The organism is Pseudomonas sp. 65/3-MNA-CIBAN-0223 (assembly GCF_040310425.1).
GTDB lineage: Bacteria > Pseudomonadota > Gammaproteobacteria > Pseudomonadales > Pseudomonadaceae > Aquipseudomonas > Aquipseudomonas gregormendelii.
In genome coordinates this window covers 1-25,750 of record NZ_JBEOPV010000010.1, presented here as the reverse complement: position 1 = coordinate 25,750, position 25,750 = coordinate 1, and the positions used below count along the sequence as shown (strand labels likewise).

The window sequence follows — 25,750 nt, the reverse complement described above, 5'->3', positions numbered from 1 at the left end:
CGCGAGCAGGCTCGCTCCCACAGGGGAACGAGCCGGTTCAACTGCGCTTGGCTCAGCTGGCTGTGCTGTACCGTCGAACGCCGGTCTCGGTTGCCGGAATCTGCGCCGCCGTGCTGCCGGAGGCCTGGAACAACACCAGGTGTTCGGCCGCGACACGAATGCCCACTTCAGCACCGACCAGATGATCGGCGTGGCTCGGGAAAATCGACTCCAGCTGTGCACCCGTCGGCAATTGCAGGCGATACAAGGTCGAAGCCCCCTGGAACGACTTGCCGACGATCCGCGCTCTCAAGCCGCTGTCCGGTGCATAAACGATATCGTCGGGACGCAATAGCACGTCCACGGCGCCGCCGACCGGCCAGGTATACGCCCGATTACCGCGCAACTCGCCCAGTTCGGTCTGCACCGACTCGGGACTGTCCAGCCTGCCGCGAATGAAATAGCCCTGGCCGATGAAGCTTGCGACATAAGGTGTCAGCGGTTCGTGGTACAGGTTGTAGGGCGTGTCCCACTGCTCCAGGCGCCCCTCCTTGAATACCCCTACATGATCGCTGACAGCGAAGGCTTCTTCCTGGTCGTGGGTCACCAGAATCGCGCTGGTGCCACGGGCCTTGAGGATGTCGCGCACCTCATGGCTGAGCTTGCGTCGCAACTCGCCATCAAGGTTGGAAAACGGTTCGTCGAGCAGCAGCAATTGCGGCTCCGGCGCGAGGGCGCGGGCCAGGGCGACACGCTGCTGCTGGCCACCGGAAAGCTCGTGCGCAAAGCGTTTGCCGAGGCCTTTGAGGTTGACCAGTTCCAGCAACTCTTCGGTCACACGATCTTTTTGCGGGTGCTTGCGAATGCCGAAAGCGATGTTTTCGGCGACGCTCAGATGCGGAAACAGCGCGTAATCCTGGAACACCATGCCGATCCGGCGTTTCTCCGGCGCGAGGGTGAATCCAGCGCTGGAGATCGTCTCGCCCGCCAGGGTAATTTCCCCTTCGTGCACCGGTTCGAAGCCGGCAATGGCGCGCAGGGTGGTGGTCTTGCCGCAGCCCGAAGAGCCCAGCAGGCAACCGATATCACCGGCATTCAAATGCAGGTTGAGGTTCTGCACGACTCGCTGGTCTTGATAGCCGCAGGCGAGGTTGCGCAGGTTTAGCAATAATGGCTGGCTCATGCGTGGTGGTACGCCGGTTCGACGAGAAATTCGAGCAGGGCCTTCTGTGCGTGAAGACGGTTTTCGGCCTGATCCCAGGCGACCGAGCGCTTGTCATCGAGCAGGTCGAGGCTGATTTCCTCGCCACGGTGGGCAGGCAGACAGTGCATGAACAGCACGTCCGGAGCGGCCAGGTCGAGCAGCGCACGGTTGACCTGGAAGGGAGCAAACAGCTTGAGACGCTTGGCGGTTTCTTCTTCCTGGCCCATGGAGGTCCAGACGTCGGTGCTCACCAGGTGCGCACCGTGTACGGCGTCTTTCGGGTCGCGGACGATGGTCACACGATCGCCGGCCTTGGCCACGAATTCCGGATTGGGCTCATAGCCTACCGGGCAGGCAATGCGCAACTGGAAGTCGAACTGGATCGCCGCTTCTATATAGCTGTTGCACATATTGTTGCCGTCGCCGATCCAGGCCACGGTCTTGCCCTGGATCGAGCCCCGGTGTTCGAGGAAGGTTTGCATGTCGGCCAGCAACTGGCACGGGTGCAGGTCATCGGACAGGCCATTGATGACCGGCACGCGGGAGTTGGCGGCGAATTCGGTCAGGGTGCTGTGGGCGAAGGTGCGGATCATCACCGCGTCAAGCATGCTCGACATAACGATCGCGCAGTCACTGATCGGCTCGCCGCGACCCAGTTGGGTGTCGCGCGGCGACAGGAAGATCGCCTGGCCACCCAGCTGGATCATGCCGGCTTCGAACGAGATACGGGTGCGCGTCGAGGACTTCTCGAAGATCATCCCGAGTACGCGGTTTTTCAGAGGCTCGAACAGTACGCCGCGGTTACGCAGGTCCTTGAGCTCAACGCCTCGACGGATCACGCTGACCAGCTCTTCGGGCGTGCAATCCATCAGGGAGAGAAAGTGCCTTGCGCTCATCATTGACTACCTTTTTGCAACAGACCGCAGATACTCAAAGCCTTGTTTAACTGAAAAACGGGCGAGACCTGCGGCGTAAGCCGCACGGGGCGACGAAATAGGGGAAGGCGCGATATTATAATTAAATGTCGCGTCTTACCAATAGGGCTACGGTTTTTAGGGGGTTCGGAGGGGCTACGGGATTACCGCAGTAGCGCTTTTGAAGCCTGTTTCCTGACAGCAGCGCACCATTTGTACACTGCGGCCCCGGGGCTTTGCAATCAAACCGGGCAGGCAGAGTCGATTTCTGACCTTTCGTCCAGCCACGGCAACGCGCCTGTTTCTGGTCTGAAAGTTTTGCTAATACAAAGTGCTGGGTTATAACTAACGCACGAACGACGCAGGAAGCCCTTCGGAATGGAATCGAAAGAACAGCAACTCATGGAACTGCTCGGCCTCACGGCCCGCTCCCTTACTCACCTCACCGCTTCCATGACTTCGATGTCCTTCGAGCTGCTGCGCAGCAATGACGAAGTTACCAAGGCCGCCGGCCGCCGCATGATCGACCGCATGGCTACCATCAGCAGCGGCCTGGACGAACACTGGCGCCTGATCGGCGAGCTCACCGGCGTGCATGTCGGCCATGAGCAGATCGAGACCGTCCAGGAAATCCAGCAGCAACTCCCCCCCAGGCTGCCGCCGAACTGATTCCTTGTGTGCATCGGCTGGCCTGATGGCGGCCGATTCACAAGACGAACGTCGCTGGCGAAGAGGCAGGGCAGGCGCCATAGTTTTGTTCCCGCGGTCGCTATTGCCCGCCCAGAACAAGACAGAGACTGGCCATGACCAAGACTCTCCACCACCGTGCGTGCCACCTGTGCGAGGCCATCTGCGGCCTGACCATCGAAACCACTGAAGTTGAAGGCGCGGGCGTGCAGATCACCTCGATCAAGGGTGATGCCCAGGATACGTTCAGTCGCGGTCACATCTGCCCCAAGGCGGTGGCCCTGCAGGATATCCAGAATGATCCGGATCGCCTGCATCGGCCCATGCTTCGAGTGGGCAGTGAATGGCAGCCGATCGAGTGGGAGGCTGCGTTCAGTCTGGTGGCCGAGCGCCTGGCGCAGATTCAGGAGCGTCACGGACAGAATTCGGTGGCGGTCTACCAAGGTAACCCCAGCGTGCATAACTACGGGCTGATGACCCACAGCAACTACTTCCTCGGCCTGCTGAAAACCCGCAACCGCTTTTCCGCGACCTCGGTCGACCAGTTACCCCATCACCTGACCAGTCACCTGATGTACGGCCACGGTTTGCTGCTGCCGATTCCGGATATCGATCACACCGACTTCATGCTGATCCTGGGCGGTAATCCCCTGGCCTCCAACGGCAGCATCATGACCGTGCCGGACGTGGAAAAACGCTTGAAGGCCATTCAGGCCCGGGGCGGCAAAGTGGTGGTGGTCGATCCGCGGCGCAGTGAAACGGCGGCGATCGCCGACCAGCATCTGTTCGTGCGTCCCGGCGGCGATGCCGCGCTACTGTTCGGTCTGCTCAACACCTTGTTCGCTGAGGGCCTGGCCAAGGGCAGTCACCTGCCGGTGGATGGCCTGGACGAAGTGCGTGCGGCCGTTGCGCCGTTCACGGCCGAGACCATGAGCCCGCTGTGCGCGGTGCCGGCCGAGTCCATCCGCCAGCTGGCCCGTGATTTCGCCGGCGCGCCTACGGCGGTGTGCTACGGACGCATGGGGGTGTCGACCCAGGCCTTCGGCACGCTGTGCCATTGGCTGGTGCAATTGTTCAACCTGGTCACCGGCAACCTTGATCGGGTGGGTGGGGCGCTGTGCACCGAGCCCGCAGTGGACCTGGTGGCGTCGACTTCCGGCGGGCATTTCAATTTGTGGCAGAGCCGCGTGTCCGGGCGGCCGGAATATGCCGGCGAGCTGCCAGTCTCGGCGCTGGCCGAGGAAATGCTCACCGAGGGCGAAGGGCAGGTGCGGGCGCTGATTACCGTGGCCGGCAACCCGGTATTGTCCACGCCCAACGGTCGCCAGCTGGAGCAGGCGCTGGATGGCCTGGAGTTCATGGTCAGTATCGACCTGTACATCAATGAGACCACGCGTTACGCCGACCTGATCCTGCCGTCGACCTCGGCCCTGGAGAACGATCACTACGACACCACGTTCAACCTGTTCGCGGTGCGCAACGTCAGCCGCTTCAACCGGGCGATCCTCGCCAAGCCTGAAGGCGCGCTGCACGACTGGGAGATTTTCGTGGGGCTGGCCCAGGCCTTTGCCGCCAGGACCGGCAAGGCGCTCAAACCGACGATTGCGCCCGCGCAGATGATCGACCTTGGCCTGCGCATGGGCGCCTATGGCGACGCTTCCGAGCACAAGTTGTCATTGGCGACCTTGTTCGATCACCCCCATGGCGTCGACCTGGGCGCTTTGAAACCCAACCTGGCGCAGCGCCTGAAAACCGCCAACCAGCGACTTCAGGCGGCGCCGCCGGTGATCCTCGCTGACCTGACACGTTTCGCTGCCCTGCAGGCGCCGGCCGCCGATGAGCTGTTGATGATTGGCCGCCGTCATGTGCGCAGCAACAACTCCTGGATGCATAACTATCACCGTCTGGTGAAAGGCAAACCGCGCCATCAGTTGCTGATGCACCCTGAAGACCTGAGCAAGCGCGGGCTGGTCGATGGGCAGCGGGTGCGGGTGAGTTCGCGGGTAGGGGTGATTGAAGTCGAGGTGATGGCGAGCCTGGACATGATGCAAGGTGTGGTCAGCTTGCCTCACGGTTGGGGCCATGCCCGCCCCGGTGTGCAGATGACCATCGCCAGCGGCCAGCCTGGCTCGAGCGCCAATGACCTGACCGATGAATGCCAGCTCGACGAACTTTCAGGTAACGCGGCGTTGAACGGCGTACCAGTGACGGTGGCGGCGGCGTGATCGTGTCTGTCGGGGAGACCGAGCATGGCGCTCGGGTTTCCGTTACAATGCGCCACCGTGCCGACCCTTGAGTCGGAAAGTTCAGCCGAGGTGCTCCATGGATATCATCGAAACGATTAAAGAGCAGATTGCTAACAACACCATTCTGCTTTACATGAAAGGTTCGCCGAATGCCCCGCAGTGCGGCTTTTCCGCAAAAGCTGCTCAGGCCGTGATGGCATGCGGTGAAAAGTTCGCTTACGTGGACATCCTGCAGAACCCGGAAATTCGCGCCAACCTGCCAAAATACGCCAACTGGCCAACTTTCCCGCAACTGTGGGTCGGTGGTGAGCTGGTCGGTGGTAGCGACATCATGACCGAGATGGCTGCTGACGGTTCGTTGCAGACTACGATCAAGGCTGCTGTCGAAGCGGCTGCTACGACCAAGACCGAAGCCTGATTGGTCTTGCTGGTTACGGTACACCTTGTAGGAGCGAGCTTGCTCGCGATGGAGGATAACGATAACGCGGGCTGCCCGGGTTTACGCGTTGTCCGAGCGTTTCTCGCGAGCAAGCTCGCTCCTACAGTTTGTATGCGCATTTCGGCCGGCGCAGGCAAGACAGTGTTCGGTGACAAAAAAGCCCCGCCTCTGTAAAGAGAGCGGGGCTTTTTAATGGCTCGAGATTAGCTGACGCTAAATTACTCTTCGCCCATCTGCGACTGCAGGTAGTTCTCAAGACCAATCTTGTCGATCAGGCCCAACTGCGTTTCCAGCCAGTCGATATGTTCTTCTTCGGATTCAAGAATGTCTTCAAGCAGTTCGCGGCTGCCGAAGTCGGCAACGGTTTCGCAATGCGCGATGGCCACCTTGAGGTCGGCATGCCCGGTGCGTTCGATGCGCAGGTCACACTCGAGCATTTCCCGGGTGTGCTCGCCGATCTGCAGCTTGCCCAGGTCCTGGACGTTCGGCAGGCCTTCCAGGAACAGGATGCGCTTGATGAGCTTGTCGGCGTGCTTCATCTCGTCGATGGATTCTTTGTACTCATGCTTGCCGAGCTTGTTCAGGCCCCAATCTTCGTACATGCGCGCATGCAGAAAATATTGATTGATCGCGACCAGCTCATTGGCAAGGATCTTGTTGAGATGCTGGATGACTGTAATGTCGCCTTTCATGATGGGGTCCTGCCCTGTATTAACTGTCTATAAGGCAGAGTTTGAGCCGCTCAACTAAGAGTGTCAAACCTAAGTTATTGAAAGATAAGTGAAAATTAATCGGAATAAGAATGTTTGTGTTCCGCGTCTAGCATCTAAGCAATTGATTTAAAGGCATAAAAAAACCGGACATGAAGTCCGGTTGTTCGAAATAGGGTATTTAAGCCGCAGTAAATTCTACCGGGAAGGGGATCGCCGCCTGGGCGGTTTGCAGCTTGGTCAGGGTTTCACGCACCACTTCCTTGGCAAGGCAGGCGCATTTACCGCATTGGCTGGCTACGCCGGTAGCCTGACGGACTTCCTTGTAGCTGCAGCAACCTTCATAGATTGCATCGCGGATTTGACCGTCGGTGACGCCAGTGCAGAGGCAGACATACATAAGTGAGAACCGTCGCTGGTTGTGACTCAATTGCGATGGATCTTAATGTTAACGAGAATGATTGTCAAAGTGGTTTATGAAAGCATCTCGTTATAAGGGCGTGTCTCTGACGAACGGTTCAGACTAACAAAATCATCGGCCACGATATTTTGTGGCGCTCGGGAAATCCGTTGGGGACAGGTTAAAAACCCAGTGTATGATTGCCGGTCCTTATGAAGCGGGTTCGTGTCACAGGGCTGTCGCCTCAAGGTGGCAGGCTGGCACCGACCCGGCACTTCACGTTTCTACACCAGGAGATATCAATGAGCGTACTCGTAGGCAAGCAAGCCCCTGACTTCACCGTACCGGCCGTACTCGGCAATGGCGAAATCGTAGACAGCTTCACCCTGTCGTCGGCCATCAAAGGCAAATACGGCCTGGTGTTCTTCTACCCGCTGGACTTCACTTTCGTTTGCCCGTCCGAGCTGATCGCTCTGGACAACCGCATGTCTGACTTCAAGGCACGCAACGTCGAAGTGATCGCAGTGTCGATCGACTCGCACTTCACTCACAACGCATGGCGCAACACCCCGGTGAACAATGGCGGTATCGGCCAGGTTCGCTACACCATGGCTGCCGACATGAAGCACGAAATCGCCAAGGCCTACGACGTTGAGTCCGAAGGCGGCGTGGCTTTCCGTGGCGCGTTCCTGATCGACGACAAAGGCGTTGTCCGTTCGCAGATCATCAACGACCTGCCGCTGGGCCGTAACATGGAAGAGCTGATCCGTCTGGTCGACGCTCTGCAATTCCACGAAGAGCACGGCGAAGTCTGCCCTGCCAACTGGAAGAAAGGCGACAAGGGCATGACGGCTTCGACTGAAGGCGTTGCTGCTTACCTGACCGAGAATGCTGCTGCCCTGTAAGGCGCATTCGAGGCAAAAAAAACCGGCCATTGCGGCCGGTTTTTTTATGGATGGGATAAACCGACTGCGTCAGTCGTTGAAGTCTTCCCAGCCGCCCATCTGCTTCCAGCGATTGACGATGCCGCAGAACAGCTCAGCGGTTTTCTCGGTGTCGTAGCGAGCCGAGTGCGCCTCACGACCGTCGAAATCGATGTCGGCGGCCTGGCAAGCCTTGGCCAGTACGGTTTGACCGTAGGCGAGACCGGCGAGGGTTGCGGTATCGAAGCTGGAGAACGGATGAAACGGGTTACGTTTCATGTCCAGGCGCGCAACGGCTGCGTTGAGGAAGCCCAGGTCGAAGCTGCTGTTGTGGCCGACCAGGATCGCGCGCTTGCAACCGTTGGCTTTGAGTGCCTTGCGGATGCCGCGGAAAATATCAGTCAGTGCAGCTTCTTCGCTCACCGCCATGCGCAGCGGGTGATCGAGCTTGATCCCGGTGAACTCCAGTGCTGCCGCTTCAATGTTCGCCCCTTCAAAAGGCTCTACACGGAAGAAGTAGGTGTGGTCCGGATACACGAAGCCTTTTTCATCCATGGCAATCGTGGTGGCGGCGATTTCCAGCAGGGCGTCAGTGGCAGAGTTGAAACCACCGGTTTCAACGTCGACAACGACTGGCAGGTACCCACGGAAGCGGGCAGCCATCGGGTGGCGTGAACCACCGCCGCCTTGACCTTCCTGTTCGTCGTCGTAATGGTCTTCACTCACGCGTGTTCCTCCAGCAGGCGCCAGCGCAGTTTTTCACCGGCGCGCAGCGGGATAACGGTCAGCTCGCCAAATGGCAGGCTGGTAGGGGCGGTCCACTCCTCGCGGACCAGGGTGATGCGATCGGTGTTCGCCGGCAGGCCGTAAAAGCGCGGGCCGTTGAGGCTGGCGAAGGCTTCGAGCTTGTCCAGCGCGTTGCGTTGTTCAAATGCCTCGGCGTACATCTCGATTGCCGCATAAGCGGTGTAGCAACCGGCACAACCGCAGGCGGCTTCTTTAGCGTGCTGGGCGTGCGGCGCCGAATCGGTACCCAGGAAGAACTTGGCGCTGCCGCTGGTGGCGGCGTCGAGCAGGGCTTCCTGGTGGGTATTGCGCTTGAGGATCGGCAGGCAGTAGAAGTGCGGCCGAATCCCGCCCACCAGCATGTGATTGCGGTTGTACAGCAAGTGATGCGCGGTGATGGTTGCGCCGACGTTGGCCGAGGCTTCGTTGACGAACTGCACGGCGTCTTTGGTGGTGATGTGTTCGAACACCACCTTGAGGGTCGGGAAACGCTCGACCACTCGACGCATGTGCTCGTCGATGAAGATTTTCTCCCGATCGAAGACGTCGACATCGCCACGGGTGACTTCACCATGGATCAGCAAGGGCATACCGACTTCGGCCATGGCCTCGATTGCCGGGAAGATCTTGTCGATGCTGGTGACGCCAGAGTCCGAGTTGGTGGTGGCACCGGCCGGATACAGCTTGGCGGCGTGCACGAATCCACTGGCCTTGGCCTCGCGAATTTCTTCAGGCTGGGTGCGGTCGGTCAGGTACAGCACCATCAGTGGTTCGAACTGGCTGCCGGATGGGCGCGCGGCGAGGATCCGCTGGCGATAGCCATCGGCTTCAGCCGCATTGCGTACCGGAGGTACCAGGTTGGGCATGATGATGGCGCGACCAAAGGTGCGCGCGACATCCGCGACGGTATTGGTCAACACGGCACCATCGCGAAGATGAATGTGCCAGTCGTCGGGACGCAGCAGGGTCAGGCGGTCGGACATGAGGGGATTCCAGGCGGGTCAAACTGAGGGGAATGCTACCGGAAAAGACTCTTCCAGGCACTCGCTATCAAGTTTTGCGACAACCTTCCGATATCCAACAGGTACGCCGTAAACAAGTCGGCGTCCGTCTTTCAGTTGTCGAAGCCAGTGGAGCCTCCCGTGCGCCAGCGTTATTTAGCCTTGCTCAGTGTGTTTACCAGCGTCCCCGCGATGGCGCTGACTTTCCAGACCCGCCTGGAGAACACCGAGTGGACGGTCGCCGGCGACCGGTTCGAATGCCGTCTGGCCCAGCCCATCACGGACTTCGGTGCGGGCGAGTTCGTTCGCCGCGCGGGCGAGCAGGCGGTGTTCCGCCTGACGGCCTACAACGCGATGATCGGCGGCGGGTCGGCGACGCTGCTGGCCGCTGCGGCTCCCTGGCAGCCGGGACGTGGCGACATCAATCTGGGCTCGGTGCATATCGGCAGTGGCAACGTGCTTTTTAATACGTCCCAGGTCCAGGCAGGCCGCTTGATCAGCGGCTTGCTCGACGGCCGCAGCCCGGTGATCCGGCATTCGTCAGGCGATGGGCGAGTGTCGGAAGTGCGCCTGTTGCCTGTCAGGTTCAGTCAGGCGTTCAATGAGTACCAAGGCTGCGTGGCGAAGCTGTTGCCGAAGAATTTCGAGCAGGTGAGGCAGTCACAGATCGGTTTCCCCGGAGAAAGCCTGGACCTCGACGCGCGCGCCAAGGCTCAGTTGCAGGTGATGCTGGAGTACATGAAGGCCGATCCAACGGTCAATCACATCGAACTCGATGGGCACTCCGACAACAGCGGCAACCGCCTGACCAACCGTGACCTGTCACGTCGCCGAGCGCTGGCGGTGATGGAGTTCTTCAAGGCCAATGGCATCCTGGAGTCGCAGGTAACCCTGCGTTTCCACGGCGAGCGGTATCCCTTGGCACCCAATACCAACGCCGCCAACCGGGCGAAGAACCGGCGGGTGGCTGTGCGTCTTGAGCGCGTGGCTGCAGACAAGGCCGCCCCTCAAGTCGCCCCGCAGACCAACACTCCCGGGGCCGCGCCTGCAACTTCCTGAGCGGCGAGTCATCGTCGCGCTCTCGACAGAATCTGTCGCTTCGTCGTCATAAGCTGTCGCGCCTCTGTAAATTAACGCGCATGACCGGTAGACTCGACGGCTTTCCGTAGAACCCCGTGGAGTGATGGCATGGCGGACGTAAACAAGGTCGTTCTGGCGTATTCCGGCGGCCTGGACACTTCGGTGATCCTCAAGTGGCTGCAGGATACTTATAACTGTGAAGTGGTGACTTTCACCGCTGACCTGGGTCAGGGCGAAGAGGTCGAACCTGCACGCGCCAAGGCTCAGGCCATGGGCGTCAAAGAGATCTACATCGACGACTTGCGCGAAGAGTTCGTGCGCGATTTCGTTTTCCCGATGTTCCGCGCCAACACCGTTTACGAAGGCGAGTACCTGCTGGGTACTTCCATCGCTCGTCCGTTGATCGCCAAACGCCTGATCGAAATCGCCAACGAAACCGGCGCTGACGCCATTTCCCACGGTGCCACCGGTAAAGGTAACGACCAGGTTCGTTTCGAACTGGGCGCGTATGCCTTGAAGCCTGGTGTAAAAGTGATCGCTCCGTGGCGCGAGTGGGACCTGCTGTCCCGTGAAAAACTGATGGATTACGCCGAGAAGCACGCGATTCCGATCGAGCGTCACGGCAAGAAGAAGTCCCCGTACTCGATGGATGCCAACCTGCTGCACATCTCCTATGAAGGCGGCGTGCTGGAAGACACCTGGACCGAGCACGAAGAAGACATGTGGAAATGGACCGTCTCCCCTGAGAAGGCTCCGGACAAGGCGCAATACCTGGAACTGACCTATCGCAACGGCGACATCGTCGCGCTGGACGGCGTCGAGATGACCCCGGCCACCGTGCTGGCGACCCTTAACCGCATCGGTGGCGAACACGGCATCGGTCGTCTGGACATCGTCGAGAACCGCTATGTGGGCATGAAGTCCCGTGGCTGTTACGAGACCCCAGGCGGCACTATCATGCTGCGCGCCCACCGGGCGATCGAATCGATCACCCTGGACCGTGAAGTGGCTCACCTCAAAGACGAGCTGATGCCTAAATACGCCAGCCTGATCTACACCGGTTACTGGTGGAGCCCTGAGCGGCTGATGCTGCAACAGATGATCGACGCATCCCAGGCCCACGTGAATGGTGTTGTGCGCCTGAAGCTGTACAAAGGCAACGTGATCGTCACCGGTCGCAAGTCTGACGAATCCTTGTTCGATGCCAATATCGCAACGTTCGAAGAAGACGGCGGAGCCTACAATCAGGCGGACGCAGCGGGCTTTATCAAGCTCAACGCGTTGCGCATGCGCATTGCCGCGAACAAGGGCCGCAAGCTGTTCTGAGCCCTGTGAGCCAATGAATGAAAGGCCTTGTCATCGACAAGGCCTTTTTTTTTGTCATTCGTGCCTGCCATCGGCGGTGCGCGTTGGTTTGCGTGTGTCCACTGGCGTCCCGCCTCGGCAGGCTTCAGATAACGTTGCGAATATCGCAAATATTGACATGGGGTTGGTTGGTGTTTGCTTGATTCTGTCCATGGTTTTTACTTGTTTGATTGTATGTTTAATTAGCAAATAGTTTGAACATTGTGGGTGTTGGCCGGTGCATGATAGGCGTCCAGAGTTGTTCGTTTAATGTGCCTGCTTTTCACTAGGATCGATCAAGGCTTTTTTCGGTAATTATTGCTCACTGTTGCGCATCTATCGTGGTTACTTCATTTGTTTTATGGTTGGTGCTGATCTGATAAGTCGTGCCGAATACGTAAATATCTGGAATTGTAAGAAATCCCCGATCTCGCATTCCGATACAAAAAAACCCGGGCAAACGGATTTTGGTGGTCAGTACCCTCACTCCTGTTCGCTCAGTTCAAGGATTTTTTGTAGGAATTTTCTTTATGTTTTGTAGGGTATGTCTCTTGGTGAGGGCGCGCAGGGGACGCACCGTGCCAAGGGTGAAACGACTAGGCTATTGTGCTGGTTCTAAAAATTCGAACAGCGAAAATTGGACTTGCCCATGAATAAAGTGCTGATCGTGGATGATCACCCCGTCATTCGTCTTGCGGTGCGTTTGCTGATGGAACGTCATGGCTACGACGTCGTTGCAGAGACCGATAATGGTGTAGACGCATTGCAACATGCCCGCGACTATACGCCGGACATTGTCATTCTGGATATTGGGATACCGAAGTTGGACGGGTTGGAAGTCATTGCGCGGCTGGCATCTTCTGCGATGCCGATGAAAGTACTGATATTGACATCGCAGGCGCCGGGGCGTTTTTCCATGCGTTGCATGCAGTTGGGCGCTGCCGGGTATGTCTGCAAACAGCAGGATCTCACAGAGTTGTTAAGTGCGATCAAAGCGGTGCTGTCGGGCTACAGTTACTTTCCCAATCAGGCGCTGCATACAGTGCGCTCCAGTCTAGGCAATGCCAGTGAAGCCGATATGGTGGATCGGCTATCGGGGCGCGAAATGATGGTCTTGCAACAATTGGCAAGAGGAAAAACCAACAAGGAAATTGCCGACGGAATGTTCCTCAGCAACAAGACCGTCAGCACTTACAAAACCCGCTTGCTGCTTAAACTCAATGCACGCTCCCTGGTCGACCTGATCGAGTTGGCTCAACGCAATGGCCTGGTGTGAAGGCGCAGGCCCTGATCATGCTTCATACAAAGTAATAAGCCTCCGTTTCGGGAGGCTTTCAGGTTTCACAAGTCAAAATCGTAATCGGCCAATTGCTTTTGCAGTCGGCGCTCCTCCAACATATTATCGATGGTGCGGCGCTTGCTCAGGTTGGTCTTCGCCACTTCCACCACCGGTTCGGCGTCATCAGCCTCCACGGGAGTAAAATCGTCTTCGACGTCCAATTGCTCTTTGCCAGTGCTCATAGGTTAACTCCAGGCTAAAGATGCCTTTGGCGCCTCTTATATCGATAATCTCCCAGCGGGTAAAAAAGATTTTTTCAATCGGTTGATAAAGAAACCTAATAGTCGCTCAATCGTCCGAAGTCTTGTGCTTGTATTCGCACAGGTCTTCGATGCGGCAACTGCCACACCGCGGCTTGCGGGCCAGGCACACATAGCGCCCGTGGAGGATCAGCCAGTGGTGGGAATCAAGCAAAAATTGCTTGGGCACAAACTTCATCAACTTGGTCTCGACCTCCACCACGTTCTTGCCTGGCGCTATACCCGTTCGGTTGCTCACCCGGAAAATGTGAGTGTCAACGGCCATGGTCAATTGCCGAAATGCGGTGTTGAGGACCACATTTGCTGTTTTGCGACCCACGCCCGGCAGCGCTTCCAGTTCTTCGCGGGTTTGCGGCACTTCACCGCCGTGGCGTTCCACCAACAGGCGACAGGTCTCGATGACATTCTTCGCCTTGCTGTTGAACAGGCCGATGGTCTTGATGTACTCCGACAGACCCTCGATCCCCAGCGCATGAATGGCCGCCGGAGTATTGGCGACTGGGTAAAGCCTGGCTGTGGCTTTGTTGACGCCTACGTCGGTTGACTGCGCCGAGAGGATTACCGCGATCAGTAGTTCGAACGCAGAAGAGTAGGCAAGCTCGGTTTTCGGTTCCGGGTTGTCTTCATGCAGCCTGCGGAAAATTTCCAGACGTTTTGCGGCATTCATGTGAAGTGCGTTTCCTCGCAGGAGTCAATTCGATGAGATGGGGCGCGCCCAGGCTTGCCGTGCAGCGATCAGCAGTCCGAGCACAATGAACCCACCCGGGGCCAGCGTGGCCAGGCGCAGCCCGCTGTCGCCAAGCAGCTCGCGCAACAGGCCCAGGCCTACCATCAGTACGCCAAATATTGCGGCTTGGCGCAGGCGATCAAGCACTGGGCGCTGATGAAATCCACTGTATTCGAGCACCACGCATTGCAAGGCAATCAGTCCTGAGTAAAGTCCCAGTTGCTGGTGCCACTGCAAGGCCATAGCTTGCAGGGCCAGTTGCAGGCAACTGGTGAACGTTGCCGCGACGATCACTGCGGCAACCAGCCGGCTTGCGGGCGTCAGCCGCAGGCGCAGCCCCACCATGGCCAAGCCGAACACGCTGATGACGACAACGAACATCAGCCATACGCCCAGCGCGGGCATCCACGAATACGTGGCACCGATCAACGGTGTCAGCATCAGAGCACCTGGTAAGGATGACCTGGTCATTCGTCACTACCCCCAATCAAGGCCTGCCGATGTTCGTCGAAATAGCGTAACGCGTCATGGATGGCATTGATCGCCGCCCGTGAGGTGATGGTTGCGCCGGCAATCTGGTCGAACTGCCCCTGATCCTTTTTCAGCGCCCATCCCGCGTCGACAGGATCGGCGCGTGACCGGCCGGCAAACACCTGGAGCCAGCCCTGCGGCCAGTCGGCGATATGAGCGCCGAGCCCCGGAGTTTCCGAGTGCTTGAGGGTCTTGACTGCCAGCAGCCTGCCGTCGGGACCGATGGCGATCATCAAGTCAATGCTGCCCGCATAACCCAGGGTCTGGCTGCGCAGCAACAAGGCAATGACCTGTCCGGATCGCGTCGCGCGGTAGCCGCCGAGCAGGGTGCTATGGGCCAGCTTGACGTCGGCGAGGCTAAGCGGTTGCTCCAGTGGCTGATTGTCATAGCTGTCAGGCGCGAGCATGTCGAGCAAGTGACGACTGTCGAGCAGGCGTTGTTGCTCGGCAATACGCGGTGCGGCCGTATGCTGGACGAACCAGGTCACGCCGGTGCCCAGCACCGCCAGTAACGCCAGGGTGGCAATGCTCGTGGTTCGATTCATCGCGCAAGCCTTTCCTGCCGCGACGCCACCAGTCGGTCCAGCGCGGGTACGCCCAGATTCATCAGCAGCACGGCAAACGCCACCCCATCAGGATAGCCACCCCAGGTGCGAATCACGTAGGTCAGCAGCCCCACGCCCGCGCCGAACAGCAGGCGCGCACCCGGGGTCCTCGGCCCGGACACCGGTTCGGTGGCGATGAAAAACGCGCCCAGCATGCTCGCGCCGGTCAACAGGTGAAACAGCGGCGAGCCATTGGAATCGGAGCCCGAGCCGTTCCAGCACAGCAGGCTGATGACGAACAGGCTGGACAGCATCCCGGCCGGCGCATGCCAGGTGAACACCCGGCGCTGCAGCAAAAAAACGCCCCCGGCGAGAAACGCCAGGTTGACCCATTCCACGCCGTGGCCACCATAGCGGCCGAACGCCGGATTGGCCGTGAACAGCTCGTCCATGGTCAGGCTTTTATTGATGCGCAGGCTGTCCAGCGCAGTGGCTTGGGCCCAGGCGTCCGGCGCCTGATCCACGCCAAAACCGAAGACGTGCTGCAGGCCCTTCAACAGGTCCATGCCATGGGACACCGGCCAATGCGTCAGCTGTTGCGGGAAACTCACCATCACCAAGGCGAAACCGAGCATCGCCGGGTTGAAGGGATTACTGCCGACGCCGCCGTACAGGTGCTTGCCGAATGCCATCGCGCAGAGGGCGGCGCTGACAGTCACCCACCAAGGGCAATACGGGGGCAGGGCCAGCGCCAGGAGTGTCGCCGTGACGAGCGCGCTGCCGTCTTGCAGGGTTGGCCACAACGGGCGCTTGCGCAATTGCAGCACCAGCGCTTCGGTGGCCAGGGCGGTAATACCCGCCAGAAGCAGATTGATCAGCATGCCCCAGCCGTTCAGCCAGAACATCACTGCCATACCGGGCAGCAGCGCCAACAGCACCAGCTTCATCGCCTGCTGCAAGCGCTCATCGACCGGTTCAAGGGGAGGCATGGGCGTGCACCAGTTTCGCCAAGGCCTGCTCGGCGGCTTCGAATTGCTGTTGCAGTACGATCAACTGCGATTGCTGGTCGAAGGTTGGGGGATGCCCGAACGCCTTGAGTGATTTGTTCAGTTGGGCGCGGCTCATGGCCACTTCAATCTTGGCCTTTTTCAACGCCGCGTCAGCGCCTGCGGCCTTCTGCGCGCGAACCCGTTCGAGGGCGGCCCGGACCGGATCCTGCGCAATCTCGTCAGCCTTGGGTACGGCCTGCTGCGAGCGGGCCAGGCGCTCGGCGATTCTCTGTTGTTCCTCGCGCTGCAAACGCGCATTGCGCTGTTCGAAGCGGCCGCGGGCGTGGTTACGTTTGACGGCTCGTGCGCGGTGTTCTTCAAGGCTTATGGCCAGCCCACCGACGACCGGCACCACCGTTTTCAGTGGCAGCGGCCGCATCTCGATGCAATCCACCGGGCAGGGCGCTACGCAGAGATCACACCCGGTGCACTCATCGATGATCACGGTGTGCATCAATTTTGCCGCGCCGACAATCGCATCGACAGGGCAGGCCTGGATGCACTTGGTGCAACCAATGCACTCGGCTTCGCGTATGTAGGCAATTTGCGCCGGCGCCGCGCCGCGGCTGATATCCAGCTCCAGCACCGGAACCTTCAACAGCTCGGCGAGCGCGCTGATGGTCTCGTCGCCCCCGGGCGGGCATTTGTTGATCGGCTCCCCGGCGGCGATGCCTTCGGCGTAGGGTTTGCATCCTGGATGGCCGCACTTGCCGCATTGGGTCTGCGGCAGAAGGGCGTCGATGCGTTGAATCAGACTCATGTTTTGATCAGTCCGCTGAATCCGAGAAAAGCCACTGCGATCAGTCCGGCGCCTATCAGATCGATTGGCAGGCCGCGGAAGGGCAGGGGGACATCATTATCACGTGTACGTTGGCGCAAGTCGCTGAACAGGCTCAGCACCAGCCAGAAGCCCAAGCCCGCGCCGAGGCTGAGGGCCGTGGCGCGCAGCATACCCAGGTCGTCCCGTGCGTTGAGCAGCATCAGGCCCAGAACGGCGGCGTTGCCCAGTACCAGCGGCCATAGTCGTTCAAAGCAGAGCTGGGGCAATGCAGCAGACAGTAACTTCAGCACCGGACTGATCAGCAGCACGCTCAGCGGCAGGAAGACCAGCAATTGCAGCGATGTCAGTTGCAGGGGGACCAGCAGCCACCGATGGAGCGCATGAGCGAGCAGGCCGGCGATCAGCATCAGGCTCGTCGTGGCGATGCCCAGTGCATGCACCTGGCGGCGCTCGGCCCCCAGCAGTGGATCGACGCCCAGCGGCCAGTGCAACACGAAATTGTTGATCAGGGCTGCGCTGACAAGCGTAAGAATAATTTCGCTCATGATCGTCCGAGGTTGCAGGCTCCTATGGGGTAATTATGGGCCAGACATGAAAATCCCACAGTCATGCCGGGCACGACTGTGGGATCGGTCGAGCAGATCGAACCTTACTTGATGCGCTGACCTGGCTTGGCGCCGCTGTCGGGGCTGAGCAGGTAAATCTCTTCACCGCCTGGGCCCGCTGCCATCACCATGCCTTCGGAGATGCCGAACTTCATTTTTCGTGGCTTGAGGTTGGCGATCATCATGGTCAGGCGACCATTGAGCCTGGACGGATCAGGATAAGCGCTCTTGATCCCGGAGAACACATTGCGCTGCTCATCGCCGATGTCCAGGGTCAGGCGCAGCAGTTTGTCGGCACCTTCCACGGCTTCGGCCTTGAGAATCAGCGCAACGCGCAGGTCGACGGCGGCAAAGGCGTCGAACTCGATTTCCGGCGACAACGGATCCTTGGTCAACTCGCCGTTGCCGACCTGGGCAGCTTCGCCGGTGTCGGTGGCGCTGGCGGTCAGGTCTTCTTTCGAGGCGTCGGTCATGGCTTGCACTTTTACCGGGTCGATACGAGTCATCAACGGTTTGAACTCGTTCAACGGGTGGTTACTGAGCAGGGTAGCGTGGTCATTCCAGGTCAGCGGCGCGACGTTCAGGAACGCCTCGGCGTCGGCGGCCAGCAACGGCAGTACCGGCTTGAGGAAGATCACCAGCTGGCGGAACAGGTTGATACCCAGGGCGCAGATGGCCTGGACTTCGTCCTGCTTGCCTTCCTGTTTGGTCAGCGACCAGGGTGCCTTGTCGGCGATCCACGCGTTGGCGCGGTCTGCCAGGCCCATGATCTCGCGCATGGCGCGGGCAAAGTCACGAGCCTCATAGGCCTCGGCGATGCTCGGTGCGGCAGCCAGGAACGCGTCGGTCAGTTCCGGCGCGGCGTTGCCGGCCACCAGTACGCCGGCGTTGCCTTTATGGATGAAGCCGGCACAGCGACTGGCGATGTTGACGACTTTGCCCACCAGGTCGGAGTTGACCTTCTGCACGAAGTCTTCAAGGTTCAGGTCCAGGTCATCGACGCCACGGCCCAGCTTGGCCGCGTAGTAGTACCGCAGGTATTCCGGGGACAAGTGGTCCAGGTAGGTCCGCGCCTTGACGAAGGTCCCGCGGGACTTGGACATTTTCTGGCCGTTGACGGTGAGGTAGCCGTGCACGTTGATGCCGGTCGGTTTACGGAAACCGGCGCCTTCAAGCATCGCTGGCCAGAACAGGGCGTGGAAGTTGACGATGTCCTTGCCGATGAAGTGGTACAGCTCGGCGGTGGAGTCCTTGGCCCAGAACGCGTCGAAGTCCAGGTCTGGACGACGGGCGCAGAGGTTCTTGAAGCTGGCCATGTAGCCGATTGGCGCGTCCAGCCAGACGTAGAAATACTTGCCTGGCTCACCCGGGATTTCGAACCCGAAGTACGGCGCGTCGCGGGAAATGTCCCACTGTTGCAGGCCTGCATCCAGCCATTCGGCGATCTTGTTCGCCACAGCGTCCTGCAGCGTACCGCTGCGGGTCCATGCCTGGAGCATTTCCTGGAAGTCCGGCAGCTTGAAGAAGAAGTGCTGGGAATCCTTGAGCACCGGGGTGGCGCCAGAGATCGCCGACTTCGGATCCTTCAGGTCGGTCGGTGCGTATGTCGCGCCGCATTTTTCACAGTTGTCGCCGTACTGGTCTTCAGTGCCGCATTTAGGGCAGGTGCCCTTGATGAAACGATCGGCCAGGAACATTTTCTTTTCCGGGTCGAAATACTGGGTGATCGAGCGCTGGTCAATGTGCCCGGCGTCACGCAGCTTCAGGTAGATCTGGCTCGACAGCTCACGGTTTTCTTCGGCGTGAGTGGAGTGGAAGTTGTCGAAGTCCACCAGGAACTCGGCAAAGTCGGCGCTGTGTTCGGCCTGGACGTTGGCGATCAGTTGCTCCGGAGTGATGCCTTCCTTTTCCGCGCGCAGCATGATGGCCGAACCGTGGGCGTCGTCGGCGCAGACATAGATGCATTGGTTGCCGCGGTGCTTCTGGAAGCGCACCCACATATCAGTCTGGATGTATTCCAGCATGTGGCCAAGATGGATCGAACCATTGGCATAGGGCAGGGCGCTGGTGACGAGGATCTTGCGTGGCTCGGACATGGGGCTCGGCTACTTGATGAAACGGAGGTCGGCCACTATAAAGCGCTGGCGCAGATTTTTCACCCCGTGAGGTTGTTTCCTCCGATGATTGAATCGGTGGTGCGGCCAAAAGATCGGAGCCTTCGGCGGCGCCCACAGGCGCGTAGGCGCTGCCGAAGGCTCGGGCCGCGTTCGGACGATCTTTTCTCGGCATCCCGCGAAACGATCAGAACAGGTACGATACCCGCCTGATTTTCCAGTCTTGCTATCGGAGTTGCCCATGAGCGCCGTCAATCGCGCAGCGGTGGAAGCCGTCCTTCGCCAATACACCGACCCTTACCTGAACCAGGACCCGGTCAGCGCCGGGTGCGTGCGCACCATCGACATCCAGGGTGATCGCGTCAGCGTCCAGCTGGAGCTCGGTTACGCCGCCGGTCTGTTCAAGACGGGCTGGGCGCAGATGCTGGAAATGGCCCTCCAAAACCTGGACGGCGTGACCAGCGCCCGCGTTGATATCACCAGCGTCATCGCCGCACACAAGGCCCAGGCGCAGATTCCGGGCCTGGCCAACGTGAAGAACGTAGTCGCCGTAGCCTCCGGCAAAGGCGGCGTCGGCAAATCCACCACCGCTGCCAACCTGGCGCTGGCGCTGGCGCGCGAAGGCGCCAAGGTCGGTATTCTCGACGCGGACATCTACGGCCCGAGCCAAGGCATCATGTTCGGTATTGCCGAGGGCACGCGGCCCAAGGTCAAGGATCAGAAATGGTTCGTGCCGATCGAGTCCCATGGCGTTGAAGTGATGTCGATGGCGTTCCTCACCGACGACAACACACCCATGGTCTGGCGCGGCCCGATGGTGTCCGGTGCGTTGTTGCAGCTGGTGACACAAACCGCTTGGGGCGAACTGGATTACCTGGTCATCGACATGCCGCCAGGCACCGGCGACATCCAGTTGACCCTGGCGCAGAAAGTCCCGGTGGCGGGTGCCGTGATCGTCACCACCCCGCAGGATCTGGCCCTGCTGGACGCCCGCAAAGGTGTCGAAATGTTCCGCAAGGTCAACATTCCGGTACTGGGTGTAGTGGAAAACATGGCCGTGCACATCTGCTCCAATTGCGGGCATGCCGAGCATCTGTTCGGTGAAGGCGGAGGAGTGAAGCTGGCCAATCAGTACGGCGTTGAACTGCTGGCCTCGTTGCCGCTGGCGATGGCTATCCGCGAGCAGGCCGATGGCGGCAAGCCCACGGTAATCGCCGAGCCGGACAGCCCGATTGCGCTGGTGTATCAGGAACTGGCTCGCCATGTAGGCGCGCGCATTGTGCTGCAGGAAGCGGCTTCGCCGGCGATGCCGAACATCACCATCAGCGACGATTGATCTGCTGATCGGCGTCGCCTGTTGAAAGATCGCAGCCTCGTTTCACTCGACAGCTCCTACACAGCTCCTACGGGAGAGGGGGCATTCCCTGTAGGAGCTGTCGAGCGAAGCGAGGCTGCGATCTCTTGATCTTGCTTTAGATGCGCAACCCGCCATCCATTTCCAGAATCCGCCCGGTGTAGTAGTCGTTCTCGAAGATATAAGCTGCCGAATGCGCGATCTCGTCCGGTTTGCCCATGCGCTTGAGCGGAATACCGGCAGTCATTTTCTCCAACGCTTCAGGCTTCATGCCCAGCGTCATCTCGGTTTCGATAAAGCCTGGCGCAATGCCCGCTACGCGAATGCCGTAGCGTGCCAGTTCCTTGGCCCAGGTGACGGTGGCTGCGGCGACACCGGCCTTGGCTGCCGAGTAGTTGGTCTGGCCGACGTTGCCGGCGCGGGAAATCGACGAGATGTTAATGATCGCGCCGCTGTTGTTCAGCTCAACCATTTTCGCCGCGACCTCACGGGTGCACAGGAACACGCCTGTCAGGTTCACATCGATAACCGCCTGCCACTGGGCCAGGCTCATCTTGCTCATTACGCCGTCCTTGACCTTTAGCAGCAAGCCATCACGCAGGATGCCGGCGTTGTTGATCAGGCCATGGATTGCGCCGAAATCCTCGGCTACCTGGGCGACCATGTGCGACACCTGTTCTTCATTGGCGACGTTGCACAGGTAGGCACGGGCCTCGACCCCTTGGGCCTTGCACGCGGCAACCGCAGCGTCGAGTTTTTCCTGATTCAAGTCCACCAGCGCCAATTTGGCGCCTTTTGTTGCGAAATACTCGGCCATCGAACGGCCTAAACCCTGGCAACCGCCAGTGATAATGATTACTTTGTCAGTGAGTTGCATTCGCATGCCCTGGTCGCAGTTTGAGGGGTCTTCCTTCTAGAGAGCCGCCCTTATCTGCACCGGTCGTGGACGGGTTGCACATGAGAATTGCCCGATGGCGACTGGGAACTTATCCCCAGTCGCCCGTCCGTTTTTTCGACGGATTCTATATAAGGAGTCATAAATTGAGCGTTGAAGCGGCCAAGAATGCCCGAGAATTGCTTCTCAAGGAATACCGTGGCGTGCTGTCGACCCACTCCAAGGCCATGCCCGGTTTTCCATTCGGTTCTGTCGTCCCGTATTGCCTGGACGAGCAGGGGCGGCCGCTGATCCTGATCAGCCGCATCGCCCAGCACACCCATAACTTGCACAAAGATCCAAAATGCTCGTTGTTCGTGGGCGAGCGTGGCGCTGAAGACGTGCAGGCCGTCGGCCGCCTGACCTACCTCGCCGAAGCCGAAAAAATCGACGACCCCAGGGCCATCGAGGCTGCTGCAGAGCGTTATTACCGCTATTTCCCTGATTCGCAGAATTATCACCAGGCCCATGATTTCGACTTCTGGATGCTCAAGCCCGTGCGCCATCGCTACATCGGCGGTTTCGGCGCGATCCACTGGGTGGATCAACTGACCCTGGCCAACCCCTTCGCCGGGAAGGCGGAAGCGAGCATGGTCGAGCACATGAACGCCGATCATGGCAAAGCCATCGCGCACTATGTTGAACTGGCCGGCCTGCCCAAAACCGAGCCGGCCCTGCTGGCGGGTATCGATACCGAAGGCATGCACCTGCGCATCGGTCAGAGCCTGTACTGGCTACCGTTCCAAACGCCGTGTAATACGCCGACACAAGTGCGCGAGGCCTTGGTTTTCCTGGCTCACGCCGAGCATTGGCCAAAAAATCCGGTGGCTGGCGCTTGAATTCACGAAATGGCGACGTCATCTAGGGATTACTGGCAAGGCATTCTTGCGTTGAGGAACCATTTGATGCGCCCTTTTTTATTGCTCTTTGTACTGTTTCCGGTGTTGGAGCTGTTCGTATTCGTCAAGGTGAGTGGGGCGATCGGGTTTTTCCCGGCCCTGCTCCTGGTGATTCTCGGCTCGATGCTCGGCGTGTTCGTGCTGCGTATCGCCGGGCTGGCCACTGCGTTGCGTGCTCGTGAAAGCCTGAACCGCGGCGAATTGCCTGCCCAGACCATGCTTGAGGGCCTGATGCTGGCTCTGGCCGGTGGTCTGTTGATCCTGCCGGGTTTCGTCACTGACGTCCTGGGCCTGATCATGCTGCTGCCGATCTCCCGTCGACTGCTGGCCAACAAGATGCGCCAGCGCGCCGAAGAAGCGGCGATCCGTCAGCGCGCATTTGCCGACGACCTGCAGCCGCGGGGCGGCCCCGCTCCACGACAACCGCTGGGTCGTGAGCCTGATGTGATCGAAGGCGAGTTCGAACACCGCGATTCCAAGTAACACCTTCCATCGACACGGCACCCTCGGGTGCCGTGTTCATTTGCAGGCGCTCCAGCTAAAAAATTTTCAATGCCCACTCTTGTAATAAGCTTATGTGCCCATATGTAACGGTCACCGCAAGGTTTCTGGCGATCACGCCAGACAGACTTCCGCGTCACGCTCGTCGAGACGCACCCGGCACCGCCGGATTTGTTAAACCCGCCGGGACTACACCGGCCGATGAAAACCACAATTAGGAGAGATCGACAATGAAGCTTCGTCCTCTGCATGACCGCGTCGTCATCCGTCGCAGCGAAGAAGAAAAGAAAACCGCTGGCGGTATCGTCCTGCCAGGTTCGGCTGCTGAAAAAGCCAACAGCGGCGAGATCCTCGCTGTCGGTACCGGCCGCGTGCTGGACAACGGTGAAGTGCGTGCGCTGGCCGTGAAAGTGGGTGACAAGGTTGTGTTCGGCCCTTACTCCGGCAGCAACACTGTGAAAGTTGACGGCGAAGACCTGCTGGTAATGGCTGAGAACGAGATTCTCGCTGTTATCGAAGGCTGATACCCCGCTCATTTTCCCGCTACTACAAAGTATTTAAGGAATATCGATCATGGCTGCTAAAGAAGTTAAATTCGGCGATTCCGCCCGCAAGAAAATGCTCGCCGGTGTCAACGTCCTGGCTGACGCAGTAAAAGCGACCCTGGGCCCTAAAGGCCGTAACGTGATCATCGAGAAGAGCTTCGGCGCTCCGACCATCACCAAGGACGGCGTTTCCGTAGCCAAAGAAATCGAGCTGAAAGATCGCTTCGAAAACATGGGCGCGCAGCTGGTCAAAGACGTTGCCTCCCGTGCCAACGATGACGCAGGCGACGGCACCACCACCGCTACCGTTCTGGCTCAATCGATCGTCAACGAAGGCCTGAAAGCCGTCGCTGCCGGCATGAACCCGATGGACCTGAAGCGCGGCATCGACAAAGCGACCATCGCTATCGTCAAAGAGCTCAAAGCCCTGTCCAAGCCTTGCGCTGACACCAAGGCCATCGCTCAGGTCGGCACCATCTCGGCCAACTCCGACAGCTCCATCGGCGACATCATTGCCGAAGCCATGGAAAAAGTCGGTAAAGAAGGCGTGATCACCGTTGAAGAAGGCTCGGGCCTGGAAAACGAACTGTCGGTTGTAGAAGGCATGCAGTTCGACCGTGGTTACCTGTCCCCGTACTTCGTCAACAAGCCAGAAACCATGACTGCCGAGCTCGACGGTCCGCTGATCCTGCTGGTCGACAAAAAGATCTCCAACATCCGCGAAATGTTGCCAGTACTGGAAGCCGTTGCAAAAGCCGGCCGTCCACTGCTGATCGTTGCTGAAGACGTTGAAGGCGAAGCCCTGGCGACTTTGGTTGTGAACAACATGCGTGGCATCGTTAAAGTCGCAGCCGTCAAGGCTCCAGGCTTCGGCGACCGTCGCAAGGCCATGCTGCAGGACATCGCTGTTCTGACTGGCGGTACCGTAATCTCCGAAGAGATCGGTCTGAGCCTGGAAAGCACTACCCTGGAACACCTGGGTAATGCCAAGCGCGTGATCCTGTCCAAAGAAAACACCACCGTGATCGACGGTGCCGGCGTTGAGGCTGATATCCAGGCTCGCGTCCTGCAGATCCGTCAGCAAGTGGCTGACACTTCGTCCGACTACGACCGTGAAAAACTGCAAGAGCGTCTGGCCAAGCTGTCCGGCGGCGTTGCAGTGATCAAGGTTGGCGCTGGTTCCGAAGTTGAAATGAAAGAGAAGAAAGCCCGCGTTGAAGACGCCCTGCACGCTACCCGTGCAGCCGTTGAAGAAGGCGTGGTACCTGGCGGCGGCGTGGCACTGGTTCGCGCTCTGCAGGCTATCTCCGAACTGAAAGGCGACAACGCTGATCAAGACGTTGGTATCCAGTTGCTGCGTCGCGCTGTTGAAGCGCCACTGCGCCAGATCGTTGCCAACTCCGGCGACGAGCCAAGCGTAGTAGTCGACAAGGTCAAGCAGGGTTCGGGTAACTACGGTTACAACGCTGCTACCGGCGAATACGGCGACATGATCGAAATGGGCATCCTTGACCCGGCTAAAGTGACTCGTTCGGCTCTTCAGGCAGCGGCTTCCATCGCCAGCCTGATGATCACCACCGAAGCGATGATCGCCGAGATCAAGGACGACGCTCCAGCTGGCGGCGGTATGCCAGACATGGGCGGCATGGGCGGTATGGGCGGCATGATGTAAGCCAGCCTCACCCCTTGCATAAAAACCCCGCCTGCGTGAAGCAGGCGGGGTTTTTTATTGGCTGTCATAAAGACAAAGTCAAAAGATCGTCCGATCGCGGCCCGAGCCTTCGGCAGCTCCTTGTATGTTGACCCAGCACCCAGCGAGAGAGGTCTAAGCTCGTTGGTGCTGACATACAAAG

26 protein-coding genes and 1 pseudogene are annotated in these 25,750 nt (G+C 59.3%); 12 read left to right on the top strand and 15 right to left on the bottom strand.

The features are described 5' to 3' along the window. Positions 1-52: 52 nt before the first annotated feature. Together AAEZ09_RS14075 and argF are read right to left on the bottom strand one after the other, a co-directional pair. A complete protein-coding gene (locus AAEZ09_RS14075) occupies positions 53-1,162 on the bottom strand; it encodes an ABC transporter ATP-binding protein (protein ID WP_045058008.1) in 1,110 nt (369 codons plus the stop codon). Next, complete coding sequence (gene argF / locus AAEZ09_RS14070; protein ID WP_045058007.1) at positions 1,159-2,079, bottom strand: ornithine carbamoyltransferase; 921 nt, start codon at positions 2,077-2,079, stop codon at positions 1,159-1,161. Before argF ends, AAEZ09_RS14075 begins: the two co-directional genes overlap by 4 nt. Before the next feature lie 396 nt (positions 2,080-2,475). Between argF and plzR the strand changes: the two genes are divergently transcribed. The 3 genes from plzR (at position 2,476) to grxD (ending at position 5,448) form a co-directional block, all read left to right on the top strand. Continuing rightward, positions 2,476-2,766 (top strand): PlzR type 4 pili assembly inhibitor, encoded by a 291-nt coding sequence (gene plzR / locus AAEZ09_RS14065; protein WP_045058006.1) that lies wholly within the window; start codon positions 2,476-2,478, stop codon positions 2,764-2,766. Positions 2,767-2,900: 134 nt separating this feature from the next. Further along, the gene (locus AAEZ09_RS14060; protein ID WP_350599814.1) at positions 2,901-5,009 is read left to right on the top strand and encodes a molybdopterin oxidoreductase family protein; all 2,109 of its coding nucleotides are present in this window, start codon (positions 2,901-2,903) and stop codon (positions 5,007-5,009) included. Positions 5,010-5,106: 97 nt separating this feature from the next. Further along, complete coding sequence (grxD, locus tag AAEZ09_RS14055; protein ID WP_045058004.1) at positions 5,107-5,448, top strand: Grx4 family monothiol glutaredoxin; 342 nt, start codon at positions 5,107-5,109, stop codon at positions 5,446-5,448. Positions 5,449-5,687: 239 nt separating this feature from the next. Here grxD and bfr read toward each other — a convergent pair whose 3' ends face one another. Together bfr and AAEZ09_RS14045 are read right to left on the bottom strand one after the other, a co-directional pair. Further along, positions 5,688-6,161, bottom strand: a complete 474-nt coding sequence (gene bfr / locus AAEZ09_RS14050; protein WP_045058003.1) for a bacterioferritin — start codon at positions 6,159-6,161, stop codon at positions 5,688-5,690. 199 nt (positions 6,162-6,360) lie between these two features. Continuing rightward, positions 6,361-6,579: a bacterioferritin-associated ferredoxin gene (locus AAEZ09_RS14045; protein ID WP_008057530.1), complete on the bottom strand. Its 219-nt coding sequence runs from the start codon at positions 6,577-6,579 to the stop codon at positions 6,361-6,363. Positions 6,580-6,881: 302 nt separating this feature from the next. Here AAEZ09_RS14045 and AAEZ09_RS14040 point away from each other — a divergent pair, with 302 nt between their 5' ends. Next, positions 6,882-7,484, top strand: a complete 603-nt coding sequence (locus AAEZ09_RS14040; protein WP_017340570.1) for a peroxiredoxin — start codon at positions 6,882-6,884, stop codon at positions 7,482-7,484. Positions 7,485-7,553: 69 nt separating this feature from the next. Here AAEZ09_RS14040 and rnt read toward each other — a convergent pair whose 3' ends face one another. After that, positions 7,554-8,228, bottom strand: coding sequence for a ribonuclease T (gene rnt, locus AAEZ09_RS14035; RefSeq protein WP_045058002.1), 675 nt, complete (start codon positions 8,226-8,228; stop codon positions 7,554-7,556). Beyond that, positions 8,225-9,271 carry a dihydroorotase gene (gene pyrC / locus AAEZ09_RS14030; protein WP_045058001.1) on the bottom strand — a complete coding sequence of 349 codons (1,047 nt, stop codon included), beginning with the start codon at positions 9,269-9,271 and terminating at the stop codon, positions 8,225-8,227. Before pyrC ends, rnt begins: the two co-directional genes overlap by 4 nt. 159 nt (positions 9,272-9,430) lie before the next feature. Here pyrC and AAEZ09_RS14025 point away from each other — a divergent pair, with 159 nt between their 5' ends. The 3 genes from AAEZ09_RS14025 (at position 9,431) to AAEZ09_RS14015 (ending at position 12,989) form a co-directional block, all read left to right on the top strand. Then, positions 9,431-10,348, top strand: a complete 918-nt coding sequence (locus tag AAEZ09_RS14025; RefSeq protein WP_350599811.1) for a flagellar protein MotY — start codon at positions 9,431-9,433, stop codon at positions 10,346-10,348. 129 nt (positions 10,349-10,477) lie between these two features. Next, the gene (locus AAEZ09_RS14020) at positions 10,478-11,695 is read left to right on the top strand and encodes an argininosuccinate synthase (RefSeq protein ID WP_008032151.1); all 1,218 of its coding nucleotides are present in this window, start codon (positions 10,478-10,480) and stop codon (positions 11,693-11,695) included. A 667-nt stretch (positions 11,696-12,362) separates the two neighbouring features. After that, positions 12,363-12,989: a response regulator gene (locus AAEZ09_RS14015; protein ID WP_350599810.1), complete on the top strand. Its 627-nt coding sequence runs from the start codon at positions 12,363-12,365 to the stop codon at positions 12,987-12,989. Positions 12,990-13,054: 65 nt separating this feature from the next. Here the strand turns inward: AAEZ09_RS14015 and AAEZ09_RS14010 are convergent, their stop codons facing one another. The 8 genes and pseudogenes from AAEZ09_RS14010 to metG all read right to left on the bottom strand — a co-directional run bounded on the left by AAEZ09_RS14010 (position 13,055) and on the right by metG (position 19,646). Further along, positions 13,055-13,234 carry a PA3496 family putative envelope integrity protein gene (locus AAEZ09_RS14010; RefSeq protein ID WP_030128194.1) on the bottom strand — a complete coding sequence of 60 codons (180 nt, stop codon included), beginning with the start codon at positions 13,232-13,234 and terminating at the stop codon, positions 13,055-13,057. A gap of 106 nt (positions 13,235-13,340) precedes the next feature. Further along, positions 13,341-13,979: an endonuclease III gene (gene nth, locus AAEZ09_RS14005; protein ID WP_045057998.1), complete on the bottom strand. Its 639-nt coding sequence runs from the start codon at positions 13,977-13,979 to the stop codon at positions 13,341-13,343. 24 nt (positions 13,980-14,003) lie between these two features. Continuing rightward, entirely contained in the window at positions 14,004-14,510 is a 507-nt protein-coding gene (locus AAEZ09_RS14000; RefSeq protein ID WP_350599808.1) for an Rnf-Nqr domain containing protein, read from the bottom strand. After that, a complete protein-coding gene (locus tag AAEZ09_RS13995; RefSeq protein WP_350599807.1) occupies positions 14,507-15,115 on the bottom strand; it encodes an RnfABCDGE type electron transport complex subunit G in 609 nt (202 codons plus the stop codon). The genes AAEZ09_RS14000 and AAEZ09_RS13995 overlap by 4 nt, the downstream gene beginning before the upstream one ends. Continuing rightward, positions 15,112-16,104, bottom strand: a complete 993-nt coding sequence (locus AAEZ09_RS13990; protein WP_350599805.1) for an RnfABCDGE type electron transport complex subunit D — start codon at positions 16,102-16,104, stop codon at positions 15,112-15,114. The genes AAEZ09_RS13995 and AAEZ09_RS13990 overlap by 4 nt, the downstream gene beginning before the upstream one ends. A 424-nt stretch (positions 16,105-16,528) precedes the next feature. Beyond that, positions 16,529-16,903 (bottom strand): annotated as a pseudogene (rsxB, locus tag AAEZ09_RS29450) (electron transport complex subunit RsxB); the annotation flags it as partial. 17 nt (positions 16,904-16,920) lie between these two features. Then, on the bottom strand, positions 16,921-17,490 hold the full coding sequence (locus AAEZ09_RS13980; protein ID WP_045057994.1) for an electron transport complex protein RnfA: 570 nt from the start codon (positions 17,488-17,490) through the stop codon (positions 16,921-16,923). Positions 17,491-17,594: 104 nt separating this feature from the next. Continuing rightward, on the bottom strand, positions 17,595-19,646 hold the full coding sequence (metG, locus tag AAEZ09_RS13975; RefSeq protein WP_350599804.1) for a methionine--tRNA ligase: 2,052 nt from the start codon (positions 19,644-19,646) through the stop codon (positions 17,595-17,597). Between the two features lie 259 nt (positions 19,647-19,905). On the opposite strand from metG, the gene apbC reads away from it, so the two are divergent. Continuing rightward, the gene (apbC, locus tag AAEZ09_RS13970) at positions 19,906-21,000 is read left to right on the top strand and encodes an iron-sulfur cluster carrier protein ApbC (RefSeq protein ID WP_350599802.1); all 1,095 of its coding nucleotides are present in this window, start codon (positions 19,906-19,908) and stop codon (positions 20,998-21,000) included. Positions 21,001-21,136: 136 nt separating this feature from the next. On the opposite strand, the gene AAEZ09_RS13965 is transcribed toward apbC, so the two are convergent. Beyond that, complete coding sequence (locus AAEZ09_RS13965) at positions 21,137-21,895, bottom strand: SDR family oxidoreductase (RefSeq protein WP_045057991.1); 759 nt, start codon at positions 21,893-21,895, stop codon at positions 21,137-21,139. A gap of 164 nt (positions 21,896-22,059) precedes the next feature. On the opposite strand from AAEZ09_RS13965, the gene AAEZ09_RS13960 reads away from it, so the two are divergent. The 4 genes from AAEZ09_RS13960 (at position 22,060) to groL (ending at position 25,569) form a co-directional block, all read left to right on the top strand. Then, positions 22,060-22,791, top strand: a complete 732-nt coding sequence (locus AAEZ09_RS13960) for a HugZ family pyridoxamine 5'-phosphate oxidase (RefSeq protein ID WP_350599801.1) — start codon at positions 22,060-22,062, stop codon at positions 22,789-22,791. 66 nt (positions 22,792-22,857) lie between these two features. After that, the gene (locus AAEZ09_RS13955) at positions 22,858-23,334 is read left to right on the top strand and encodes an FxsA family protein (protein WP_045057989.1); all 477 of its coding nucleotides are present in this window, start codon (positions 22,858-22,860) and stop codon (positions 23,332-23,334) included. Positions 23,335-23,582: 248 nt separating this feature from the next. After that, positions 23,583-23,876 (top strand): co-chaperone GroES, encoded by a 294-nt coding sequence (locus AAEZ09_RS13950; RefSeq protein ID WP_019827816.1) that lies wholly within the window; start codon positions 23,583-23,585, stop codon positions 23,874-23,876. 49 nt (positions 23,877-23,925) lie between these two features. After that, positions 23,926-25,569 (top strand): chaperonin GroEL, encoded by a 1,644-nt coding sequence (groL, locus tag AAEZ09_RS13945; protein ID WP_045057988.1) that lies wholly within the window; start codon positions 23,926-23,928, stop codon positions 25,567-25,569. Positions 25,570-25,750: the final 181 nt, after the last annotated feature.